This is a genomic window from Chlorobiota bacterium, from assembly GCA_016700335.1.
Lineage (GTDB): Bacteria > Bacteroidota > Ignavibacteria > OLB7 > OLB7.
Genome location: CP065014.1, coordinates 2,014,891 through 2,036,666, shown reverse-complemented (window position 1 = coordinate 2,036,666; position 21,776 = coordinate 2,014,891). Strand labels below are relative to the sequence as shown.

The window sequence follows — 21,776 nt, the reverse complement described above, 5'->3', positions numbered from 1 at the left end:
ATTATTTCCAATCTGTTCTTTGAGATATTTCATCCATAATTTTATGTAAAGCAATTAAGCCATAAGTACCTTGAAGAGCATAATCGTTTATAATTTTAACTTTATTATCACCATAATAAACTTCTAATATCCCACTTTCCATATCTGTTACATTTACAAAATAATTCTCCTTAAGTTTTGTAAAATCAATTTCGTTTAAAATCCCTGTTAAATTATCAAAAGTACTATCAGTAACTGTTGTTAAATACTTCCCATCTTTTTTATTAAATCTAATTCCATTATAATTTAATTTTAAATCATCATTAAATTCTAATTCATAAATTGGGCAAGCACCAAAACAACCAGTTCTTTTATAAATAATTTTTTTTATTGAATAATTGATTGCTGTCAATTTTCTTTCAATAAAAAATTTGTGAGAGTAAACTAAAGTGTCTTGAATCCAAAATATATTGGAATCATTTTTAGTCTTTTCTTGATCTAGTGTATTAAAGATAATGCCCATTCTATCTGAAATGTGTCTTAATAGAAAGCATGGAGAATCTACTCTAAAAGATCTTCTAAGATTTACATATTCAAATTTTTTGTTTGAAGGTTGCATAATTACTATCTTATATGAAGATAAACCATCATTAACTCTACAGATAAAATCACAATATCTATTTCCATCGAAATCTAATTTTATCCAAGTAGGTAAAACTATATCTTTACATACATTTTTAACTTCATTACTAACGGTTTTTGAAAAGTACAAATTTTTAAAATCTGGATTTAATGAGTGTAGAATATTTAAAACTTGATCATCAGTTTCTATATCATCACTACACAAAACCTCAACATAGGGTTCATTAGGTTGAACAGTTGGTTTGCAAGAAAAGTTGAGTATCAAAATGAAAATTAATATGAAAAGATTAGGCTTTTTCATGTAGGTTGTAGGATTTAAATGTTTAAAAAATGTTTGTAAATATTAGAATACCAATATTAATTATCAGTCACTTCTTGGATGAGCTTGATTATATGATTCTTTTAATTTTTCAATTGTTAAATGAGTATATATTTGAGTTGTAGATAATTTACTATGACCAAGCAATTCCCCAATCTCAGCAATACCAGCACCTGAATCTAATAAATGAGTTGCAAAAGAATGTCTTAAAACATGAGGGCTTTTCTTTTTATCTTCACTAGTACCAGTTATATACTTTTTTACAATATCATAAACTAATTTTCCATTAACAGGATTTCCTTTATTATTAAGAAAAAGAAATTTAGTATTTGTTGGATAATTATCATTTCTGAACTCAATATATTTAATTAACTTATCTTTAGCATAACTACCAAATACAACAATCCTTTCTTTATTACCTTTTCCTAAAACTTTTATAGTATTTTCTTTTAAATTGATATTGTTTAATTTTATTCCACATAATTCACCTCTTCGAATTCCTGTTGAATATAGTAGTTCTATAATTGTTGTGTCTCTTAGTCCGTTCTTTGAATATAAATTTGGTTTGTTTACAATTTCTAATATTTGTTCTTTAGTTAAAAAAGTTGGAAGTTTTTTTGCTTGTTTGGGTGATTTTATAAGTTTTGCTGGATTATTTAAAATAAGTCCTTGGGACTGAACATATTTAAAGAATGACTTAACTGCAGATAAATGCTGCATTATAGTAGCACGAGCTAATCCTGACTTATGCATTCCTATAACAAAACTTCTAACTTCCTGAAATGTAATATCAGTATATTGAAAATCATCTGAATTTAAAACTATTTGTAAATGTAAATAGAACCTATTTAGAGAATCAGAATAAATCTCTCCTGTTCTTTTAGAGTATAATCTTTGATTAAGTAAATGTTTTATAAAATTTTCTTTAATATCAATCATTGAATTATTCATATTGTAAAGTAGTAAACAATTTTATAAAATGGTTCTTAGATTTAATTAATTAAAAAATTTAATTTTAGTGATCAAACAAACTTGTTAAATTTATATAAAACTAAGCAATTTTCTTTGATAGGTTTTGATAATTTTTAATTCAAAATTTAAATATTATTGGTATAACTTATAAATAAGGTTTTAGAATAAATTAAAGTTTTTCTAAAATGAAAATTTTACGCATATTTGTAGGTGTTATTTCTCATAATATCTCTCTTTAAAATCATTAGTTACTTAAATCTTTATTATAAAACATGCTAACCGAATTTGGGAAAATTTTTGTATTTTTTATTTTAGGTGCTATATTTGTTGCTGGTGGTCTCATCGCAAATTTCTTTATTCGACCAAAAAGACCAACGCGTGAAAAGATGATGATTTATGAATGTGGTGAAGATGCTGAAGGACCATCACATATAAAATTCAATTTGCGATTCTACGTAATTGCTCTTGCATTCCTACTATTCGATCTTGAATTTGTTCTACTTTTTCCTTGGGCAACAGTTTTCCGTGAGTTAGGTCCTACTGCACTATGGTTAGATATGGGATTTATATTTATCTTGCTTGTTGGTTACATTTATTTGTGGAAAAAGGGAGATTTGGATTGGATAGTTCCAAAACCACCTGCACCAGATTTAGATTCATTATTAATAAAAGATAAACCTCGATTTAGACCTTCAACTACTACATCAATTCCAGTTACTGAAAAGGTTGAGGCTTAGTGAATTAATGTACAAAGTTTAATTTAAGATTCTCTCTTAAAATGTACTTTCTTATAATAAAGAAGGTAAATCATAATAACTCCTAAATTTATAATTTTCTTAATATGGGTTTATTAAATAAATTAGATAGTGTTGAGTCCTTCGATCAAGGAAATATTGTTCTTACATCTGTTGAAACATTGCTAAATTGGGGTAGACTTAATTCAATTTGGCAGATGGGTTTTGGATTGGCTTGTTGTGCAATAGAATTTATGGCTGCAAATGCTTCAGACTTCGATATGATGCGCTTTGGAGTAATCCCAAGACCAAGCCCAAGGCATAGTGATGTTATAATAATTTCTGGAACTGTTACTCTTAAAATGGCTACTAGAGTCAAGCGATTGTATGAACAAATGCCTGAGCCAAGATACGTAATTTCAATGGGGAGTTGTTCAAATTGTGGTGGTCCTTATTGGGAACATGGATATCATGTTCTAAAAGGTGTTGATAGAATTATTCCAGTTGATGTTTATGTTCCAGGTTGTCCACCAAGACCTGAAGCATTGCTTGAAGGTCTTCTAAGGCTAAGAGATAAAGTTCGAAATCAAAGTTTATCTGTAAAACAAAAAGAATTTATTTCATAATTCAAATTTTAATTTTTCTTTTCAATTACAAGAAATGAATCCATATTCCATTGAACAAATATATTCTGATTTACAATCAAAATTCTCTGATATGATTGGTGAAATTAGAATTGAACCCCCAACTACAGGAACCCCATTTATTATTGTTAATAGGGAATGGATTAGAGATGTCTGTTTATATTTAAGAGATGATGAAAAATATAAAATGAATACTTGTAATTTACTTTCATGTGTTGATTTTAGAAAAATGAAAAGTCAGGAATATAATAATCAACTTGGTGTTGTTTATCATTTATCTTCTTTACAAGAAACTAAAAATGGATGGGAAACAATCCATAAATGTGCATTAAGAGTTTACATTCCAATAGATGATCCAAAAATTGCTTCAGTTTCTAGAATATGGAGATCAACAGATTGGCATGAAAGAGAAGGATATGATATGTATGGAATTATATTTGAAGAGCACCCAGATTTAAGAAGGATTTTATTACCAGATGATTGGGTTGGTTTTCCTCTAAGAAAAGACTATGAAACTCCAGAGTATTATAATGGCATGAAAATACCTTATTAGGTTTGTTTGTATAAAATAATTTAAATAATATTAATTTGTTCTCAAGTAATAAAAATAAATCTGCTGTATCTGGATTTTTAGTAATAGCTGGATTTAATGCTTTAGCAGGATCTGCATTTTTAGGATTCTATTTTTTAATGATCAATAATGATAAAGATGGTACTTCAACTTATTTGTTGGTAGCTTCTATTGTTGCTTTTTTTGCAAGCATAGCATCAATTGGGGCTTATAGGTATTTTGTAAAAAAAATATCTATTAAAAATTAATGACTTCCTTAATTGATATTGTTTCATATTTACCGAAAGTAAATGAAGTAATGTTGTTAAAGAATGTTGATGGGATAATTCATGAAGAATCTATAATTGAAATTCAATATATTAGTACAGTTAACTGGATTCTAGGTCATATTGTTCTCACTAGATTTCAATTATTAAACAATAATTTAGGGAATAGTAATTTTGATATTAGTAGTTTACAAGATGTTTACGATAGAGGTACTTTTTTTAATTTAAACAGTAATTTTTTAAGATTTGAAGAATTATTAGATTTGTTTAAATCAACTCATGAGGCTATAACAACTGGTTTGAAAAATAGTGAACTTGATGAAAAGCAATTAAAAACTGTAATTTTTCTTTTTCAACATGAATCATATCATATAGGTCAAATTGGATTATTAAGAAAATTATTGGGTAAAGAATCTAGTTTTAAATAAGCAAATCTATTTGCAAAAAAAAAATTAAAATTTGTAAGTGGTATATTTTGGATTTATTTAATTAAATATAAATTGAGAATTATAAAAATTTTATGCCTGAGATAACAGACAACTTATTAGTTACTGGAGTTGACCATCAGATTAAAGAACTTAGAGGCGAAAGAACCTTACGCACTGAGGAGATGGTTGTTAATATGGGTCCTCAGCACCCATCTACACATGGAGTATTTAGAGTTGAGATGGTTATTGATGGTGAATTGGTTGTAGATGTTATTCCCTATTTAGGTTATTTACATCGCTGTTTTGAAAAACATTGTGAATCAATGACCTACCCACAAGTTATACCATATTGTGACAGAATGGATTACTTAGGAGCTATGAATAATGATTGGGGATATTCATTAGCATTAGAACAAATGCTTGATATAAAGGTTAGTGAAAAAGTAGAATATATTCGTGTAATCGTTTGTGAGTTAAATAGAATAGCTGCACATTTAGTTGGAGGAATTGGTACTTATGGTTTAGATGTTGGAGCATTTACACCTTTCCTTTATTGCTTCCGAGATCGAGAAATTATACTTAATATCTTCGAGAAGTTATGTGGAGCTAGGTTACTTTATAATTATATCTGGATTGGTGGCTTAAGTTATGATGTTTATCCAACTTTTCTAGAAGATATAGATTCTTTTCTTATACAATTGAAAAGAACTTTATATGAAGTTAGTGAACTCCTTACAGGTAATAAAATTTTTCATACAAGAACTAAAGGAATTGGAGTTATGCCTTTAGATGTTGCTATTAACTATGGAATAACAGGACCAATGCTTAGGGCTTCTGGAATGAAATGGGATATAAGAAGAGATGATAAATATTCAATTTATGATAGATTCGATTTTGAAATTCCAATTGGGAATAATAATGATGGATCTAAAGTTGGGGATTGTTTTAACAGATATTGGGTTAGAGTAAGGGAAATTGAAGAATCAATAAAAATTGTTGAACAAGCAGTTAGAGATTGTAGAAAAACACCTTCTATACTACATGGAGATGTTCAAAAAGATGTTCCAAAGCGAATAAAACCACCTGTTGGAGAGATATATTCAAGAACAGAAACTTCAAAAGGAGAGTTAGGTTATTATATTATTTCTGATGGAAATATAAATCCCTATAGAGTTAAAGTTCGTCCACCTTGCTTTGTAAACTTAAGTATATTAGCTGATGTTACACGAGGTCATTATATAGCAGATTTAATTGCAATTATGGGTTCTTTTGATTTTGTAATGGGTGAGGTTGATAGATAATTACAGTTAGCAGTTAATTATTAATTTATAAATTGAGCTAGATTCTTGTTTAAAAAATAGCATAAATTATTAAGAACAGAGGGTAGATGAACTAAAGAAACATATTTAATTTTTTAGAAAATATGAAATCCATTAATTATTGTAGGAAGCAGTTTCAGGTTAATTCTAATGTTTTTATCATAAAATTAGTTGTAGTTTTATTTGTATTGATAAATGTGGTTTTTAACCAAGATAGGATTATAACACCAATTATAAAACAAGTTTTTCTTCACTAATTTTGATAAAGGAGACTATTACATATTATTAGAAAATGATAATGGTTATTCAAAAGGTGTGTTAACTAAGCCATTGCAATTATGGTATCTTGTAAATAGATAAAAGCTAACAAACAAATTCTGATGATGAAATTGTGAAATTATTTATATGCTGAATATGGTGCTGTGATAATAATGTTTAATTTAGATGATAAGAAAAACTGACAAACAAGTACAAACAAATACAGTAATTTTCGAAAAACTGATAACTGTATAAAACTGATAACTGGTAACTGTAAAAAAACTGAAAACTGATAACTATAAAAAACTGTGCAAGATTTTTTAGTAAATATACTTGGTAAAAGTGCAATACCTTATATTGTTGTTGCTTCTCTCCCATTAGTTTTTATTCTTCTTTTTGCTGTATTTGCAATTATTGCTGAAATGAAAGTTTCAGCATGGATGCAGCATAGAGTAGGACCAATGGAAGTGGGTTTAAAAGGTTTGCTTCAGCCGTTAGCTGATATTATTAAGCTCATTCAAAAAGAATCAATAAGACCATTAAAAGCTGATAAATGGCTTTTTCAAATTAGCCCATTTTTAGTTTTTATGGGTTCGTTCGCTTCTTTTGCCGTTGTTCCTTTTAGTCCGTTTTATATTGGTGCAGATTTAAATGTTGGTATTTATTATTTGATAGCAGTATCTTCAATTGTAGTTATTGGAATTTTCATGGCAGGATGGGCTTCTAACAATAAATATACAATGATTGGTGGTGTTAGATCTGTGGCTCAAATTATTAGTTATGAAATTCCTGGTGGATTTGTAATTTTAGCCTTGGTTATGTTCGCCGGAACTTTGTCAATGCAAGATATTATAGTTCAACAAACTGGTGGATTTTGGAATTGGTATTTATTTGGAGGTCCAAAGGCAATAAGTATTATTTCCCCAATAACTGGAATGGTGGTTTCTACTCCAGGAACTTGGTGGAGTGTTATTTTAATCCCAATGTTTTTTTTGGCTGCAATTATTGTTTATATCTGTGGTTTAGCAGAAACAAATCGAGTTCCTTTTGATTTACCAGAAGCTGAATCTGAGCTTGTTGCAGGATACAATACTGAATATACAGCAATGAAATATGCAATATTTTATTTAGCTGAATATGCAAATATGTTTGTTGTTTGTGCTGTTTCTGTTACCTTGTTTTTAGGTGGATGGCTTTCACCATTTCCTAAATTTATTGTTCAATATATGGGAATGAATAATAATGTTGCAATAGGTGTTGAAGGTTTGTTTTGGTTTGTTTCCAAAGGAATAGCTTTAGTTATGCTGCAAATTCTTTTGAGATGGACTCTACCAAGGTTAAGAGTAGATCAATTAATGCATTTATGTTGGAAAATGTTTTTACCTATTGGATTTGTAATGGTTGTAATAGTAGGAATTTGGATTACATATGTTGCTCCTAATCCAAAATTATTACCTAAAATTTCTTCTGTTGAAAGTTTAGTTAAATAGTTATGTCGATTTTTTTTAAATCGAAATAGTAAATAAATAAATAAATTAATTAAGATTTTTAAACATAAATTTATAGATAGATGAGTATACTTTCAGATATATGGCAGGGTGTAAAAACTACCTTAATTGGTATGAAAATAACCATTCCCTACATTTGGAAAAAACCTATAACTGTTCAGTACCCACATGCAAGAATAGAACTACCTCAACATTCTCGTAATAGATTGTATGTAAATATGGATGATTGTATCGGTTGTGACCAATGTTCTAGAGCATGCCCAGTAAATTGTATTACAATTGAAACTGCAAAATCTACATCTGGTGATAACCCTGGAACAACTTCAAATGGTAAGAAAAAATCATTGTGGGTAACAAAATTTGATATTGATATAGCTAAATGTTGTTATTGTGGTTTATGTACATTTCCATGCCCTACAGAATGTATAGTTATGACTAATGTTTATGAATTTGCTGAAGAAGAAAGGAATAATTTAATCTATAATTATATTACTTTAACTCCAGAGGAAGTACAAAAGAAAATTGCTTTATCGAACAATGCTGATGCACTTGTTGCAGCTGCAAAATCTGGAGTAAAGCCAGCTGAGTCAGCAATATCAACAGTTCCAACAGCTCCAGTTTCAACAGGTGATTCTGAAAAAGATAAAAAGATTGCTGAAATGCAAGCTAAAATAGCTGCAGCTAAAGCTAAAACTGGTATAGTAGATCAAGCTCCAAGTGTCAATAATTTAGAAGATGAAAAAGCAAGAAAAATTGCTGAAATGAAAGCTAAAATTGAAGCTCTTAAAAAAGCCAAAGGGGTTTAAATCCCAAAATTTTACTTTGATTTTTATTATTTTAAAAACTAATTTATTTTAAAGGTAAGGAATTTCGTTTTGTTTTTCTCTAATTGAAAATTGAACCATATTTAAGAATTATGTACGATTTTATATTCATAGTATTTGCTATTATTACTGTTGGGAGTAGCTTATTTGTTGCCTTTGCTAAAAGCATAGCACATGCTGCTTTTGCACTTGTTGCAACTCTTTTTGGAGTTGCTGGGTTATTTGTTATGCTAGGGGCAGATTTTGTTGGTGTTTCACAGCTTTTGGTTTATGTAGGTGGAATACTTATTCTTTTTCTATTTGGAATGATGTTAACTTCTAATATAGATAAACTTGGAGAAGATAAACCTTCAACAGGTAAGCTATTGCCAGGGAGCATTGCCTCAAGCGCTATTGGAGGTATGTTGTTAGCAATTATTTGGTCAAATCCTGTTTGGACTAAAGCTACTGTTAAACAAATTCCAGCAGGTATGAACACTACAAGTATTTTAGGTGCAATGTATCTTAAAGATTTTTTACCAATTTTCTTAGGTGTTTCTATTGCTATGCTAATTGCATTAGTTGGTGCTGCTATGATTGCTAGAAGTGACAAGTAAATTTTAATACTCAAAACTTTTTCAAATTACTAATATTTTGGGACTACCACATTTTCTTTCTATTGGAGCTATTCTATTTTCTGTTGGTATATTTTGTGTAACCACACGTAAAAATGCAGTTATGTTACTTATGGGTATTGAACTTATTTTAAATTCTGCAAATATTAATTTTGTTGCTTTTTCAAGATTTAGTCCAGTTGATTCACCAATTATGATGACCGGTCAAGTTGCAACAGTTTTTGTAATGGTTTTAGCTGCTTGTGAAGCAGCAATAGCTTTAGCAATAGTTTTGAATATTTACAAACAATTTTCAAATATTAATGTTGAAGATATTGATATGTTACGAGATTAAACTTATAATAATCAACATTTAGCTCTTTTTAATTCTCAATTTATTGCTTATCAGTTAGTAAAAATTTCATCATTATTTTGTTGGTTTTTATATCAACATAATTAAATAAATTATGAATTCTGTTTTAAATATCTCTCTTATAATTCTTATTCTTCCTTTTGTGGGTTTTATTTTACAACTCATTTTAGGTAAAATGAAGAAACCTTCAGATTATATTATTGACCCTCACGATACGCATCATGCTGGACATAATGAAGGTGAGCATCATGCTCATTCTGAACATTCAACTGATGAACATCATGGTGAATTACGTTTAACTGTACCTGAAATTCGTGGACCTTGGACTCAATCAGATCAAACAAGAGCCTATAAGTTAACTTGGATATCTACAGGTATAATGGGTATTTGTTTAGCTTTGTCTTTGTATGTGGCATACTTGACATTATCAACACCATTACCTGAAGGAAAACCAAATTATTATCCAAAAGCTCAAGTTACTTGGAATTGGTTAAATTTTAATGATGGTGCGAATAATGGTTTATCTGAAAAAATTAAAAATTCTACACCAGTTTCATATAAAGTTGATTTAGGAATTTTAGCTGATAATCTTGCAGCAATTATGCTAGTTGTTGTAACTCTTATATCATTCTTAGTCCATTTATTCTCAAGTGAATATATGAGAGAACCTGGTATGCATGCTGGTAGATTCAATAGGTTTTATGCTTATTTAGGTATTTTTACTTTTTCTATGTTAGGTATAGTACTAGCCAATAACATATTGATGATTTATATCTTTTGGGAGTTAGTAGGTGTTAGTTCTTATCTTTTGATTGGCTTTTGGTATGAAAGATCCGGTCCTCAATATGCTAACAAAAAAGCGTTTATCACTAATAGAGTTGGAGATATTGGAATGTTTGCTGGTATAATGATTCTTTACACTCAGTTAGGTACTTTACAGATGACCGAGGTATTTGATATGATTGCAAAGGGAATGATACCTTACGGATCTGAAGCATGGTTAACTGCTGCTGGAATATTGTTGTTTTGTGGGGCTATTGGTAAATCAGCTCAATTTCCTTTAAACATTTGGTTACCAGATGCAATGGAAGGACCAACTCCTGTATCTGCCTTAATTCATGCAGCTACTATGGTTGCAGCTGGAGTTTACTTAACTGCAAGAATATTTCCACTATTAACTGGCGATGCAATGTTGTTTGTAGCTTTTATTGGAGCTACAACCGCTTTCATTGCTGCAACTATTGCTCTTACGCAATGGGATATGAAAAAAGTATTAGCTTTTTCAACAGTATCCCAATTAGGTTATATGGTTATGGCTCTTGGAGTTGGTGCATATCAAGCTGCCATATTTCATCTTGTAACTCATGCAATGTTTAAAGCTTGTATGTTTTTATGTTCAGGTTCCGTTATTCATGCAATGCATCACTCTCTTCATCATCTCCATGACCATTCTCGCGATCCACAAGACATGAGAAATATGGGTGGTTTGAAAGGTAAAATGAGAATAACTTTTATTGCATGTGTTTTAGCAACTTGTGCAATTTCAGGTCTTCCTTTGTTTAGTGGTTATATGTCAAAAGATGAGATATTAGCTGGAGCTTGGGCATTTGGCTCGTTATCTTCAAGTGCTGTTGCTAAATATGTTGTTATTATAGGTTATGGAGTTGCTGGACTTACTGCTTTTTATATGTGGAGAATGATATTTTTAACATTTTTTGGTAAACCAAAAGCTCAAGATATTTATGACCATATTAAAGAAAATCCAAAGGTAATGACAACCCCTTTAATTATTTTAGCTTCATTATCATTATGGGTGTTTTATGGTGCAAATCCACTAAATCCTGGAGATGGTTGGTTTATGAAAAATTGGGTTCAAACTCCTACAAACGTTACACCATCTTCTAGTGCTCCACATTTTATCTCACAAGATTTAGAGTCAAAAAGTACCGAAAATAATACCATTGAAACACATAATAAAGAAGGCGAAAATGAATCTGGTAAGTTAGCAGTTTTTCAAGAGGCTATTGAACATAAATTACATGAACTTCATTCAACTGGTATTCCTCACGTTGCAAGTATTCCTGCTTTGTTATCTCTGTTAGTTGCGGGTTGTGGCATTGCATTTGCATTCTTTAAATATGGTAAAAAAGATGCAACTGGTCAGCAAGTAAGTTGGGATGCTCCTAAAGGGTTGCAAGCGTTCTCTTATAATAGGTGGTATCAAGATAATTTTTATGAGAAGATATTTCCTGTTGGATTTTCTTTATTGTTAATGAAAGCTTTTGCTTGGTTTGATACAAATGTTGTTGATGGAATTGTTAATGGTGTTGCAACTGTAACCCGTGGAGTTGGAGTTGCTATTGGTGGGTTTGATAAGTATGTTATAGATGGATTGGTTAATTTTATTGGCGGATTAACTCAATTCTTAGGTTTGATTATGCGCCAATTTCAAACTGGAAGAATCCAAACATATTTGGTTTATATTTTGCTGGGAGTAATTTTATTATTCTTTTTGTTTAGGTAATTTGAAATTTTAAACTTAGAATTCGATTAATTAGATATAGCTCATAATTTTTTAGAAGAAAATGATAATGAAACACGCGAATTGATCTCTAAGCTATTTAACACTGAAGATGATTTAATGGAAGAAGGTTTTATAAAAAGTGATTTTATGTTTTTTGTAAATACGAAAAAGTGAAAAATAAGATAAATTATTAGTGAAAAGTTTTTGAAGTTGATTAGAAAATTTGTTAATAAGAATAGTTTTTAAGATTAAAAAAATAGTTTAATTTATATATCGATAATTAAGTAAATGGACAACAGTACAATTTTATTATTAACTGCTCTATTGCCCTTATTAGGCATGGTGGTTGTTCTTGCACTTCCTAAAAATTCAACATCTGCAATTCGTTATACATCATTAGGTATTACTGTTTTGCAATTGGTTCTTTCGTTAGTTCTTTGGAAAGCATTCGATAATTCTTTAGGTGGAATTAATGATCCAAAAAGTATGCAATTCGTTACTAAAATTCCATGGTTAGATTTAAACACTGGTGTTTTAGGTAAACTTCATATTGATTTTTTCTTTGGGGTAGATGGTTTATCAATGCCAATGATTTTACTAACATCAATTGTATTTTGTGTTGCAACTTTAAGTTCATTTACAATTGGTAAAAACCAAAAGGGATATTTTGCATTGTTGCTTCTATTAAATACTGGAGTTATGGGAACTTTCTGTTCACTTGACTTCTTTTTGTTTTATGTATTTTGGGAACTTATGTTATTACCAATGTATTTTCTTATTGGAGTTTGGGGTGGACCTAGAAGGGAATATGCTGCTATAAAATTCTTTTTATATACATTGGCTGGTTCTGTATTCATGCTTTTAGCAATCATTGGATTATATTACTCATCAAATGTTGGGACTGGTAAAGAAATAGTACATACATTCGATATGTTAGCAATGATGAATCCTGCAAATTATATACCTGGTAGTATCCTTGCCCCTGCTGTTGCTGGAAAATTTGCTTTAACGGATATGCGGCTTTGGGCTTTTATCGCATTATTTGTTGGGTTCGCAATTAAAGTACCTATGTTCCCATTCCATACTTGGTTGCCTGACGCTCATGTTGAAGCACCAACCCCAATTTCAGTTATCCTTGCAGGTGTTCTTTTAAAATTAGGTACTTATGGAATGCTTAGAATTTGTTTTTCAATAATTCCTGATGCGGCTTCTGACCCAAGAGTTATGCAGTCAATAGCGATATTTGGTTTTGTTGGTATTGTATATGGAGCATTTTGTGCTATGGCTCAAAAAGATATGAAAAAGCTAATTGCTTATTCTTCAGTATCACATATGGGTTATGTTCTATTAGGTTTAGCATCTATGAATACAATAGGGTTTAGTGGTGCTGTATTTCAGATGTTTAACCATGGAACTATTACTTCAATGCTATTCTTGTTAGTTGGTGTTGTTTATGACCGTGTTCATGATAGAACTATAGATAAATTTGGTGGATTAGCGAACATAATGCCTGGATATTTTTTCATTGTTGCAATAGCTTTTTTTGCAGCGTTAGGTCTGCCAGGTTTGTCTGGTTGGTGGAGTGAATCATTTGTATTCATAGGCGCTTGGAAAAATGAATATACACGAATCTGGACAATATTTTCATTACTAGGTGTTGTTTTAGGTGCAGCTTATATGCTTTGGTTATTACAAAGGGTATTTTTGGGAACTTTAAAAACAAAAGAATGGGAAAAACTATTACCTGATATGGATAAACGAGAATGGTTAATGTTGATTCCACTTACTTTGATAACTGTTGCATTAGGAATTTGGCCTTCACCAATTTTAAATATGATGAATTCAAGTTGTAATGCTTTAGTAACTTTTGTTCAACAAAGTGCACCACAAGTAACTCAAACAGCTGTTAATTTAATTAAGTAAATTATTACAATATCGTATAATGAATTATTTATGTTGTAATTTATAATATGATGTTTTATTTCAGACTTCTTTTTTAAAGTAAATTTTTAAGATAATTTTTTGATTTCATTCTTTGTTGATTTTTGCTAGGTTCTAAATTTGATTCTTTTTAATAAATATTATAGTTCATAATGAACATAGATTTTACTTCTATAATTACAACTTTATTCAACTTTAAGCCAGAACTTTTGTTAGCTTGTGGTTGTTTATTAGCAGTATTAGCAGATTCTTTTTTATCAAACAAAAAAATTGTAGGAGTAATTGCATTAATTACTTTTATTCTAACTGCCTATTTTGTTTTTGATCAAAAATCTCTTACCAATAATTCTTTTTTAGGTGAATGGCTATTTAAACAAACTTGGCAGAAAGATGGAGCTGGAATTATTGTAGTCGATAATTTTACAATATATTTTAAAGTTCTTATTTCTATATGTGCTGCCATTGTTACATTATTTTCATTTTTATCTAAAGAATTAGATCAAGATGGAGCACCTAGGTTAGGAGAATATTATACTTTATTAATTAGCATGACTTTTGGTATGTTCTTATTAGTTGGTGCAAATGATTTATTATTGATGTATGTTGCAATTGAAGTTCTATCTTTGAGTTCATATGCAATAGTTGGGTTTACAAAGAAAGTACCAAGATCAACAGAAGCAGCCATGAAGTATGTTATTTATGGAGGTGTTGCATCTGGTGTTATGTTGTTTGGAATATCTTTGATTTATGGAATGGTAGGTTCACTTAACTATTCAGAAATAAATATGATGTTAAGTACTGTTAAAGGTGGTGCAATGATAAGCACATTAGGACTTTCAAGTATTATGATTTTAACTGGTTTAGGTTACAAAATTTCAGCTGCTCCTTTTCATGCTTGGACTCCAGATGTTTATGAAGGTTCTCCAATAACTGTAACTGCGTTCCTATCTGTTGCATCTAAAGCTGCTGGGTTTGCTGCATTAATAAGATTTATAGTTACTGCTTACCCAACTGCTATAGAGGTTTTTAACTGGAAACCAATAATAGCTGGAATTGCTGTTTTAACAATGACCTTGGGTAATTTAGCAGCTCTTCAACAATCTAATTTAAAAAGATTATTAGCATATTCATCAATTGCTCATGCAGGGTATATGTTAATGGGATTGGCTATTGGTACACCTGCTGGAATTTCTGCAATTATGTTTTACTTGGCTATTTATTTAGTAATGAATTTAGGTGCATTTTTCGGGATTCAGAAAATTGCGGAACAAATAGGTTCTGAGGAAATTGAAGATTTTAAAGGTTTAGGACCCAAGGTACCAATTATTGGTGGTTTTATTGTTGCACTTATGATATCATTAGTTGGTTTACCCCCAACATCTGGTTTTGTAGCTAAATTCTTTTTGTTCAGTTCTGTAATACAAGCTGGAAGCAGTTGGCTTTGGTTAGCTGTTGTTGGTGTAATTAATTCTGTAATTTCTTTATACTATTATGTAAGAGTTATAAAAGTTATGTATCTAGAAAAAAATGAAGATACAACTCCAATTTCCTTCAATAATTCAACTTTAGGTGTTTTAGGAGTTTTTGCAGTTGCATCTGTTTTGCTAGGTTTACCAAACTTTTTTGGTCCTTTGGTTGGTACAGCTGGAAATTCATTAGGTATGTTAACAAGGTTATTACAAGAAGTTTCTATATCGATTGGTGGTGTGATTAAATAAATTTTTGTTTCAGAATAATATAAACCGCAATGTATTTTTTTTTTACATTGCGGTATTTTTTTAATGGATTATGATAGATTCAAAACTTAAATAAAATAATAATTTGAAAATCCATTTTATAGGAATCTGTGGTTCAGCAATGGGGAATGTTGCACTTATGATGAGGTCAAAAGGACATATTGTAACTGGTAGCGATCAAAATATGTATCCACCTATGAGTGAAATATTAATTAATGAAGGAGTTACTTTATTTGAAGGATTCTCAGAGAAAAATATAGTTAACCCAGATTTAATAGTCATTGGAAATAAATTATCACGCGGCAATTGTGAAGTTGAATTTGTTTTGAATAATAAATTGTGCTACACTTCAATGAGTGAGCTATTAAAACATGAAATTATACAAGGATTAAACTCTATAGTAGTAACAGGAACTCATGGAAAAACAACAACTTCCTCACTATTAGCTTGGGTATTCGATAATTCAAATTTTATACCAAATTTTATTATCGGTGGTGCTCTTGGTAATTATGGAGTTGGATGGCAATACAATAAATTAAGTGAATATTTAATAATTGAAGGTGATGAATACGATACTTCATTTTTTGATAAAAGATCAAAGTTTATTCATTATTTGCCTAGTGATTTAATAATTAATAATGTTGAATTTGATCATGCTGATATTTTTAGTTCTTTAGATGAAATAAAATTATCTTTTAAAAGACTAGTTAATATTGTACCTTCTAATGGTTTGATAGTTTGTAATGGAGAAGATTTGAATGCTCTTGAAGTTATTGAAAATTCATATACAGAAATTCAAACATTTGGTTTATCAGCTAATTGTAATTGGAGAGCTGAAAATATAGTTTATTCAGATAAAGATTCTACTTATAATTTGTATTTCAATGATATTTTTCAATTTGAAATTAAATTGAATTTGTTAGGTGAATTTAATGTCAAAAATTCTCTTGCTGTTATTGCAATTTCAAGGAAACATGGAATAGATTATAACACTATTAATAAAGCTTTTGCTTCATTTGTTAATACTAAACGCAGATTAGAACTTAAAGGTATTTATAGTGGTATAAATTTTTATGATGATTTTGCACATCATCCAACAGCAATAAAAGCAACATTAAAGGCATTAAGAGTTAAACATCCTAATCAAAAAATTATTGCAGTATTTGAGCCAAGATCAAATACAACACGCAGGAATATATTTCAAAAGGAATTAGTTGATTGTTTTGATGATTCGAATTTAATAATTCTTTCAGAAATAGATAGATTAGATGAATTAAGTGAAGATAAAAGATTAAATCCCAAAAAAATAATAGATGATTTGAATTCAAAAGGTAAAGAAGCATTTTACCTTAAAAATTCAGAAAGTATTGTTGATTATTTAAAAGAAACTTTAAAAATAAATGACGTAGTTGTTGTTATGAGTAATGGTGGTTTTGATAATATTCATAATAAGATTAAAAATATTTTTGATGTTTAATCATAAATAATTTAAAAATGAAAACCAATAATTTTAATTTATAATTTAGTATAATCAATTGGTTAATATCCTTGCTATTGAAACTTCTTGTGATGATACATCAACCTCAGTAGTTGTTGATGGTAAGGTTGTTTCTTTATTTATTTCTTCCCAAAAAGAGCATAATGAATGGGGTGGTGTAGTTCCAGAATTGGCATCAAGAACCCATTTGAAAGTTATTGGATTTGCATTGAAAAAGGTTCTTCAAGATTCATCAATTAAATTATCAGATTTAAATGCTATTGCAGTTACTACAGAACCAGGTTTAGTTGGATCTCTTTTAGTTGGAGTTAACTCTGCAAAAGGGTTATCAGTTGCTTTAAACATTCCTCTTATTTCAGTAAATCATATTGAAGCCCATTTACTTTCTGTATTAATAGATAACAAAGTTGAATTTCCTTTTGTTGGATTAGTTGCTTCAGGTGGGCATACATTGTTATATGATGTTAAAGGAATTGGTGAGTATGTATTATTAGGTGCTACCAGAGATGATGCTGCTGGAGAAGCTTTTGATAAAGGAGCAAAGATGTTGGGATTAGGATATCCAGGTGGACCCATGATTGATGAACTGTCTAAAAAGGGAGATCCATTAAAATACAATTTTCCAAGACCTTTAACAAACAAACCAGGATTAGATTTTAGTTTTAGTGGAATTAAAACTGCTCTTAGATATTTTTTAAGGGATAATTTTGATAATCAACTCTTAACAGATCAGAATTTGTATGATGTTTGTGCAAGTTATCAAGAAGCAATTGTAGAAACTCTAATAAAGAAAACATTAAAGTCATGTAAAATTTTAGGAAATAAAAGAATTGTTGTTGTTGGCGGTTGTTCTGCAAACTCAAGATTAAAGAATTTAATGAGTATAAATTGTAAAAAAAAGAACATTGAATTTTTTACTACAAAACCAATTTATAGTACTGATAATGCAGCTATGATAGGTATTGTTGCTTATGAAAAATATAAATCTAAAGTATTTTCTGATTTAACAATTACTGCTAAGTCTAATATGATTAGAGCTAAAATAATTAGTAATAAAAAAGCCACTTAAAATTAATCAAGTGGCATAAAAATAATACAAGAAATTTATATTCAAAAATAAAATAGAATTTCTATGTAACTTAGTTTCTTGGTCTTGCCTCATTAACGGTAATCTCACGACCACGTATATCTTGTCCGTTCATGCCTTCAATTGCTGCCTTACCTTCATTGTCGTTAGCCATTTCAATAAAGCCAAAGCCACGACTACGACCTGTAATTTTGTCTGTAACAATTTTAGCTGATACCACTTCCCCAAAAGCTGAAAAAGCTTGAAAAAGATCTTGTTCTGATGCACCCCAACTGAGGTTTCCTACGTAAATATTCATGATAAATTAATTAAATTTTGTATAATAAACAGTATAATTTACTACACTTCTAATGATAGATAATTGATTAACAAATATAAGAATTAATTGATATCTCAAAATAAAAAATATTTATTACAAATAGTAAATAGATAAAAAAACGCTCTTCAAATAATTGAAGAGCGTTTAAAGTAACTAAAGAAATTTATTTTCAATAAAGAACTTGAATTTCAATGTAACTTAGTTTCTTGGTCTAGCTTCGTTTACACTAATTGAACGACCTTGAATGTCTTGACCATTCATTCCTTCGATTGCTGCTGGACCGTCTTCATTGTTAGCCATTTCAACAAAACCAAAACCGCGACTACGACCTGTAATTTTGTCTGTAACAATTTTAGCTGATACTACTTCTCCATAAGCTGAAAATGCTTGGAAAAGATCTTGTTCTGATGCACCCCAACTGAGGTTTCCTACGTAAATGTTCATGATAAAAAATAATTTGGCATTTATTGGATAATTACCCAAAAATACCGCTAATGAAAAAAATGTTATTTGAGTAGCAAAACTAAGAATAATATTTTAAATAAAAAAATAATTATTTTTTTTAAGTGGTGAAGGCTAATACAATCTTAAAATTTCTTTCATTTGATTATTAACTTTACCATTTGATGCTAACAATTTATCAGTTATTATAAAGTTATCATTTGATTCATTAGAATATGATTCAACAACACCACCTGCTTCAATAACTAACAGTATTCCAGCAGCCACATCCCATTCATTTAAAGTAACTTCCCAATAAGCCTCAAATCTTCCTGCAGCTGTATAAGCTAAATCTAATGCTGCTGAACCTAATCTTCTAATAGGAACTCCTAATTTTAACATATGGTTTAAAGCACCTATACAATTATATGGATTATCTGAGATATTATATGGAAACCCTGTAACTAATACCGAATTATTGATATTATCAGAATTACTAACACTTAATCTATTTCCATTTAAATATGCACCTTCTCCTTGAATAGCTGTAAACATCTCATTTGTTTCTGGATTATATACAACACCAACAATTGATTTATTATCATTAACTGCTGCAATAGAAATCGAGTAAATTGGAATTCCATGGGCATAATTTACAGTACCATCTATAGGATCAATAACCCAAGTTAAATCTTTTAGATCCGAAACACCACCAGATTCTTCAGCCAAGAATTTTGAGTTAGGGTATTTTGTATTAATAATTTCTTTAATTAAATTTTCACTTACAATATCCATTTCAGTTACTAAATTATAAACACCTTCTTTAAATTTAATATCCATTTCACCTCCAAATCTAGATTTTATCAATACTCCAGCTTTATTTGCTGCATTAATTGCTACTTCTAACAATTCTTTTTTATTAAAATTCATTTTTTAAAATTTATTGTGAAACAAAATAACCAAAATGGTATCATATATTTACAAAATATTAATGATTGAATGATTAGTAATTGTACTTGATTTCGTATTTTGTATTAGTTTTATTCGGGTTGGAGTTCCGTTTAAAAATGCTGTGGGAGCAGGTGGCAGCAATATATAAATTTGCTGCCACTTTTTTTATTACTAGTTACTTTAAATTTCTACAATTTAATTCACTAAAAAAGGAGCAGGGGGTTGAAAATCTAATTTCCCAAATAGATCAAATGGCTGTTCAGTTGATATTATTAATTGACCTAATTTATCTTTATCAAAATTGAAAGGTATTTCTAACCTGATAACACCTAAACCAACAGGACTAGATAAGTTTGTGAATCTTAAACCCAAACCAGCACTTGAATGCCATTTAGTATTTATTATTTTTGTACCCTGAGTCCATACTGAACCAATATCATAAAATGCTACTGTACCAAATGTAAAGAATAAGAATTTTATATCTGGGAAAAATCTATATTCAAAACTTGCATTTATTTTATTATCCCCAACTAAAGAATATAATTCATAACCTCTTAATCCTTTACCGTTATCTAATCTTTGAACTAAGTATTTATCCCAATTCCATACGTTTGATGTATTAAAATTTAAAACTACTGAATTATAATTATTAAAAGAATATATTGTTTTTAAAGAAGTTCTTGCAATTGTCATATTAGATTTTTTCCCAGATAAAGAAGTTCCAGATTCAATTCCAATAAAAGTATAAAAATTGTTTTTATAAAAAGACTGAGATACTCCAGCACCAATATACAAGCCATTATCTAACCCATTATTAATTGGAATAATTTTTCCCAAAGTAACTTGACCAAATCCACCTATTTGAACAAGTGATAATCCAAAACTTTCAACATTTGGAATGCGAATAAACTTTCTTCTAGTTGATGAAATGCCACCAAATAATTGAATAGAATTTTCAAATGGATACCATGGAGACCAGCTACTGTCTCTAGAAGAGCCTCTAAAAGATAAAGAACCAGCGGTTCTAAACAAATCATTTTCACCACTAGAAATTGCATACCAACCAGAAAGCCCAGAAAATGTTGCTGGTATGGATAGTCTTTTAGTTTTTATTGGATCAGGAGTATAGAAAAAGTTATTTCCTTTAAAGTAACTAGTTGAAATTTTATAAGATTCTGTTGCTTTATCTGAATAAAATGGTTTTAAAAAGTTTAGATTAATTGTATTCTCAAATTGATTTGTATAAAATAAACCGTCTAATGAGTTCCTAGAACCAAATAGATTAGGATCTTTAAATGATATTCCATATCCCATTCCTTTAGAGTTTACAGTGGTATAATCATTATTTAAACTTAACTCGGTTCCTAAACCTAATAAATTAATTTCTCTCAAAGAAAATTTATAAGTTTCATTATCACCTCCAACATCAAAACTAAAAGCTAATTGAGTTGACCATCCATCACGAGTTTTAACTTCAACTACACTATGAGTAATATCATTATCAGATTTTTCAGATTTTTTTAAAATTGGTGTAATTTTAATTTCAGAAAAAATTCCTACTCCTCTTAAAGCACTTTCAGTTTCATCTATAATATTCTGATTTAACGTATCTCCTTCAGAAAAAGTCAATCTGTATCGTATTGTTTTTATTTTAGTTGTTACATGAAGTTTGTTTAAAAATGGTCCTGCTATTGGCAAATCAATTCCAGATGTATCAAATACTTCATCAGTAATATAATAAATAGAATCAACAATACAAATTGGTTTAAAATTGGTTGTAGATTGAGAATAACATTTTATTGTATGTACCAAAAACAATAGGAAAATTATGTGAATTAATCTCATTGAA

General features: G+C 29.4%; 21 protein-coding genes. 15 read left to right on the top strand and 6 right to left on the bottom strand.

Annotated features, from left to right (window positions below; translation table 11 throughout):
- Position 1: 1 nt before the first annotated feature.
- Together IPP08_08410 and IPP08_08405 are read right to left on the bottom strand one after the other, a co-directional pair.
- A complete protein-coding gene (locus IPP08_08410; GenBank protein QQS65796.1) occupies positions 2-886 on the bottom strand; it encodes a hypothetical protein in 885 nt (294 codons plus the stop codon).
- A gap of 99 nt (positions 887-985) precedes the next feature.
- Complete coding sequence (locus tag IPP08_08405; GenBank protein ID QQS65795.1) at positions 986-1,891, bottom strand: tyrosine-type recombinase/integrase; 906 nt, start codon at positions 1,889-1,891, stop codon at positions 986-988.
- Positions 1,892-2,184: 293 nt separating this feature from the next.
- On the opposite strand from IPP08_08405, the gene IPP08_08400 reads away from it, so the two are divergent.
- The 15 genes from IPP08_08400 (at position 2,185) to tsaD (ending at position 18,198) form a co-directional block, all read left to right on the top strand.
- Complete coding sequence (locus tag IPP08_08400; protein ID QQS65794.1) at positions 2,185-2,649, top strand: NADH-quinone oxidoreductase subunit A; 465 nt, start codon at positions 2,185-2,187, stop codon at positions 2,647-2,649.
- A gap of 104 nt (positions 2,650-2,753) precedes the next feature.
- The gene (nuoB, locus tag IPP08_08395; GenBank protein QQS65793.1) at positions 2,754-3,272 is read left to right on the top strand and encodes an NADH-quinone oxidoreductase subunit NuoB; all 519 of its coding nucleotides are present in this window, start codon (positions 2,754-2,756) and stop codon (positions 3,270-3,272) included.
- Between the two features lie 34 nt (positions 3,273-3,306).
- On the top strand, positions 3,307-3,843 hold the full coding sequence (locus IPP08_08390; protein ID QQS65792.1) for an NADH-quinone oxidoreductase subunit C: 537 nt from the start codon (positions 3,307-3,309) through the stop codon (positions 3,841-3,843).
- A gap of 35 nt (positions 3,844-3,878) precedes the next feature.
- Positions 3,879-4,109, top strand: coding sequence for a hypothetical protein (locus tag IPP08_08385; protein QQS65791.1), 231 nt, complete (start codon positions 3,879-3,881; stop codon positions 4,107-4,109).
- Positions 4,109-4,555, top strand: coding sequence for a hypothetical protein (locus IPP08_08380; protein QQS65790.1), 447 nt, complete (start codon positions 4,109-4,111; stop codon positions 4,553-4,555). The genes IPP08_08385 and IPP08_08380 overlap by 1 nt, the downstream gene beginning before the upstream one ends.
- Before the next feature lie 92 nt (positions 4,556-4,647).
- Positions 4,648-5,856, top strand: a complete 1,209-nt coding sequence (locus tag IPP08_08375) for an NADH-quinone oxidoreductase subunit D (GenBank protein ID QQS65789.1) — start codon at positions 4,648-4,650, stop codon at positions 5,854-5,856.
- Between the two features lie 584 nt (positions 5,857-6,440).
- The gene (locus IPP08_08370; protein ID QQS65788.1) at positions 6,441-7,622 is read left to right on the top strand and encodes an NADH-quinone oxidoreductase subunit H; all 1,182 of its coding nucleotides are present in this window, start codon (positions 6,441-6,443) and stop codon (positions 7,620-7,622) included.
- A gap of 80 nt (positions 7,623-7,702) precedes the next feature.
- Complete coding sequence (locus tag IPP08_08365) at positions 7,703-8,446, top strand: NADH-quinone oxidoreductase subunit I (GenBank protein ID QQS65787.1); 744 nt, start codon at positions 7,703-7,705, stop codon at positions 8,444-8,446.
- A 110-nt stretch (positions 8,447-8,556) separates the two neighbouring features.
- Positions 8,557-9,060, top strand: a complete 504-nt coding sequence (locus IPP08_08360) for an NADH-quinone oxidoreductase subunit J (GenBank protein QQS65786.1) — start codon at positions 8,557-8,559, stop codon at positions 9,058-9,060.
- A gap of 25 nt (positions 9,061-9,085) precedes the next feature.
- On the top strand, positions 9,086-9,412 hold the full coding sequence (gene nuoK, locus IPP08_08355; protein QQS67856.1) for an NADH-quinone oxidoreductase subunit NuoK: 327 nt from the start codon (positions 9,086-9,088) through the stop codon (positions 9,410-9,412).
- Between the two features lie 112 nt (positions 9,413-9,524).
- Positions 9,525-11,954, top strand: coding sequence for an NADH-quinone oxidoreductase subunit L (nuoL, locus tag IPP08_08350; GenBank protein QQS65785.1), 2,430 nt, complete (start codon positions 9,525-9,527; stop codon positions 11,952-11,954).
- A gap of 288 nt (positions 11,955-12,242) precedes the next feature.
- Positions 12,243-13,877: an NADH-quinone oxidoreductase subunit M gene (locus IPP08_08345; GenBank protein ID QQS65784.1), complete on the top strand. Its 1,635-nt coding sequence runs from the start codon at positions 12,243-12,245 to the stop codon at positions 13,875-13,877.
- A 170-nt stretch (positions 13,878-14,047) separates the two neighbouring features.
- The gene (locus IPP08_08340; protein QQS65783.1) at positions 14,048-15,613 is read left to right on the top strand and encodes an NADH-quinone oxidoreductase subunit N; all 1,566 of its coding nucleotides are present in this window, start codon (positions 14,048-14,050) and stop codon (positions 15,611-15,613) included.
- 103 nt (positions 15,614-15,716) lie between these two features.
- Entirely contained in the window at positions 15,717-17,108 is a 1,392-nt protein-coding gene (gene mpl, locus IPP08_08335; protein ID QQS65782.1) for a UDP-N-acetylmuramate:L-alanyl-gamma-D-glutamyl-meso-diaminopimelate ligase, read from the top strand.
- A 58-nt stretch (positions 17,109-17,166) separates the two neighbouring features.
- On the top strand, positions 17,167-18,198 hold the full coding sequence (tsaD, locus tag IPP08_08330; protein QQS65781.1) for a tRNA (adenosine(37)-N6)-threonylcarbamoyltransferase complex transferase subunit TsaD: 1,032 nt from the start codon (positions 17,167-17,169) through the stop codon (positions 18,196-18,198).
- Between the two features lie 70 nt (positions 18,199-18,268).
- Here tsaD and IPP08_08325 read toward each other — a convergent pair whose 3' ends face one another.
- The 4 genes from IPP08_08325 to IPP08_08310 form a co-directional block, all read right to left on the bottom strand.
- On the bottom strand, positions 18,269-18,514 hold the full coding sequence (locus IPP08_08325; protein QQS65780.1) for an RNA-binding protein: 246 nt from the start codon (positions 18,512-18,514) through the stop codon (positions 18,269-18,271).
- A gap of 219 nt (positions 18,515-18,733) precedes the next feature.
- On the bottom strand, positions 18,734-18,979 hold the full coding sequence (locus tag IPP08_08320) for an RNA-binding protein (GenBank protein ID QQS65779.1): 246 nt from the start codon (positions 18,977-18,979) through the stop codon (positions 18,734-18,736).
- A 132-nt stretch (positions 18,980-19,111) separates the two neighbouring features.
- A complete protein-coding gene (locus IPP08_08315; protein ID QQS65778.1) occupies positions 19,112-19,906 on the bottom strand; it encodes an inositol monophosphatase in 795 nt (264 codons plus the stop codon).
- Positions 19,907-20,122: 216 nt separating this feature from the next.
- Positions 20,123-21,739 carry a BamA/TamA family outer membrane protein gene (locus tag IPP08_08310; GenBank protein QQS65777.1) on the bottom strand — a complete coding sequence of 539 codons (1,617 nt, stop codon included), beginning with the start codon at positions 21,737-21,739 and terminating at the stop codon, positions 20,123-20,125.
- Positions 21,740-21,776: the final 37 nt, after the last annotated feature.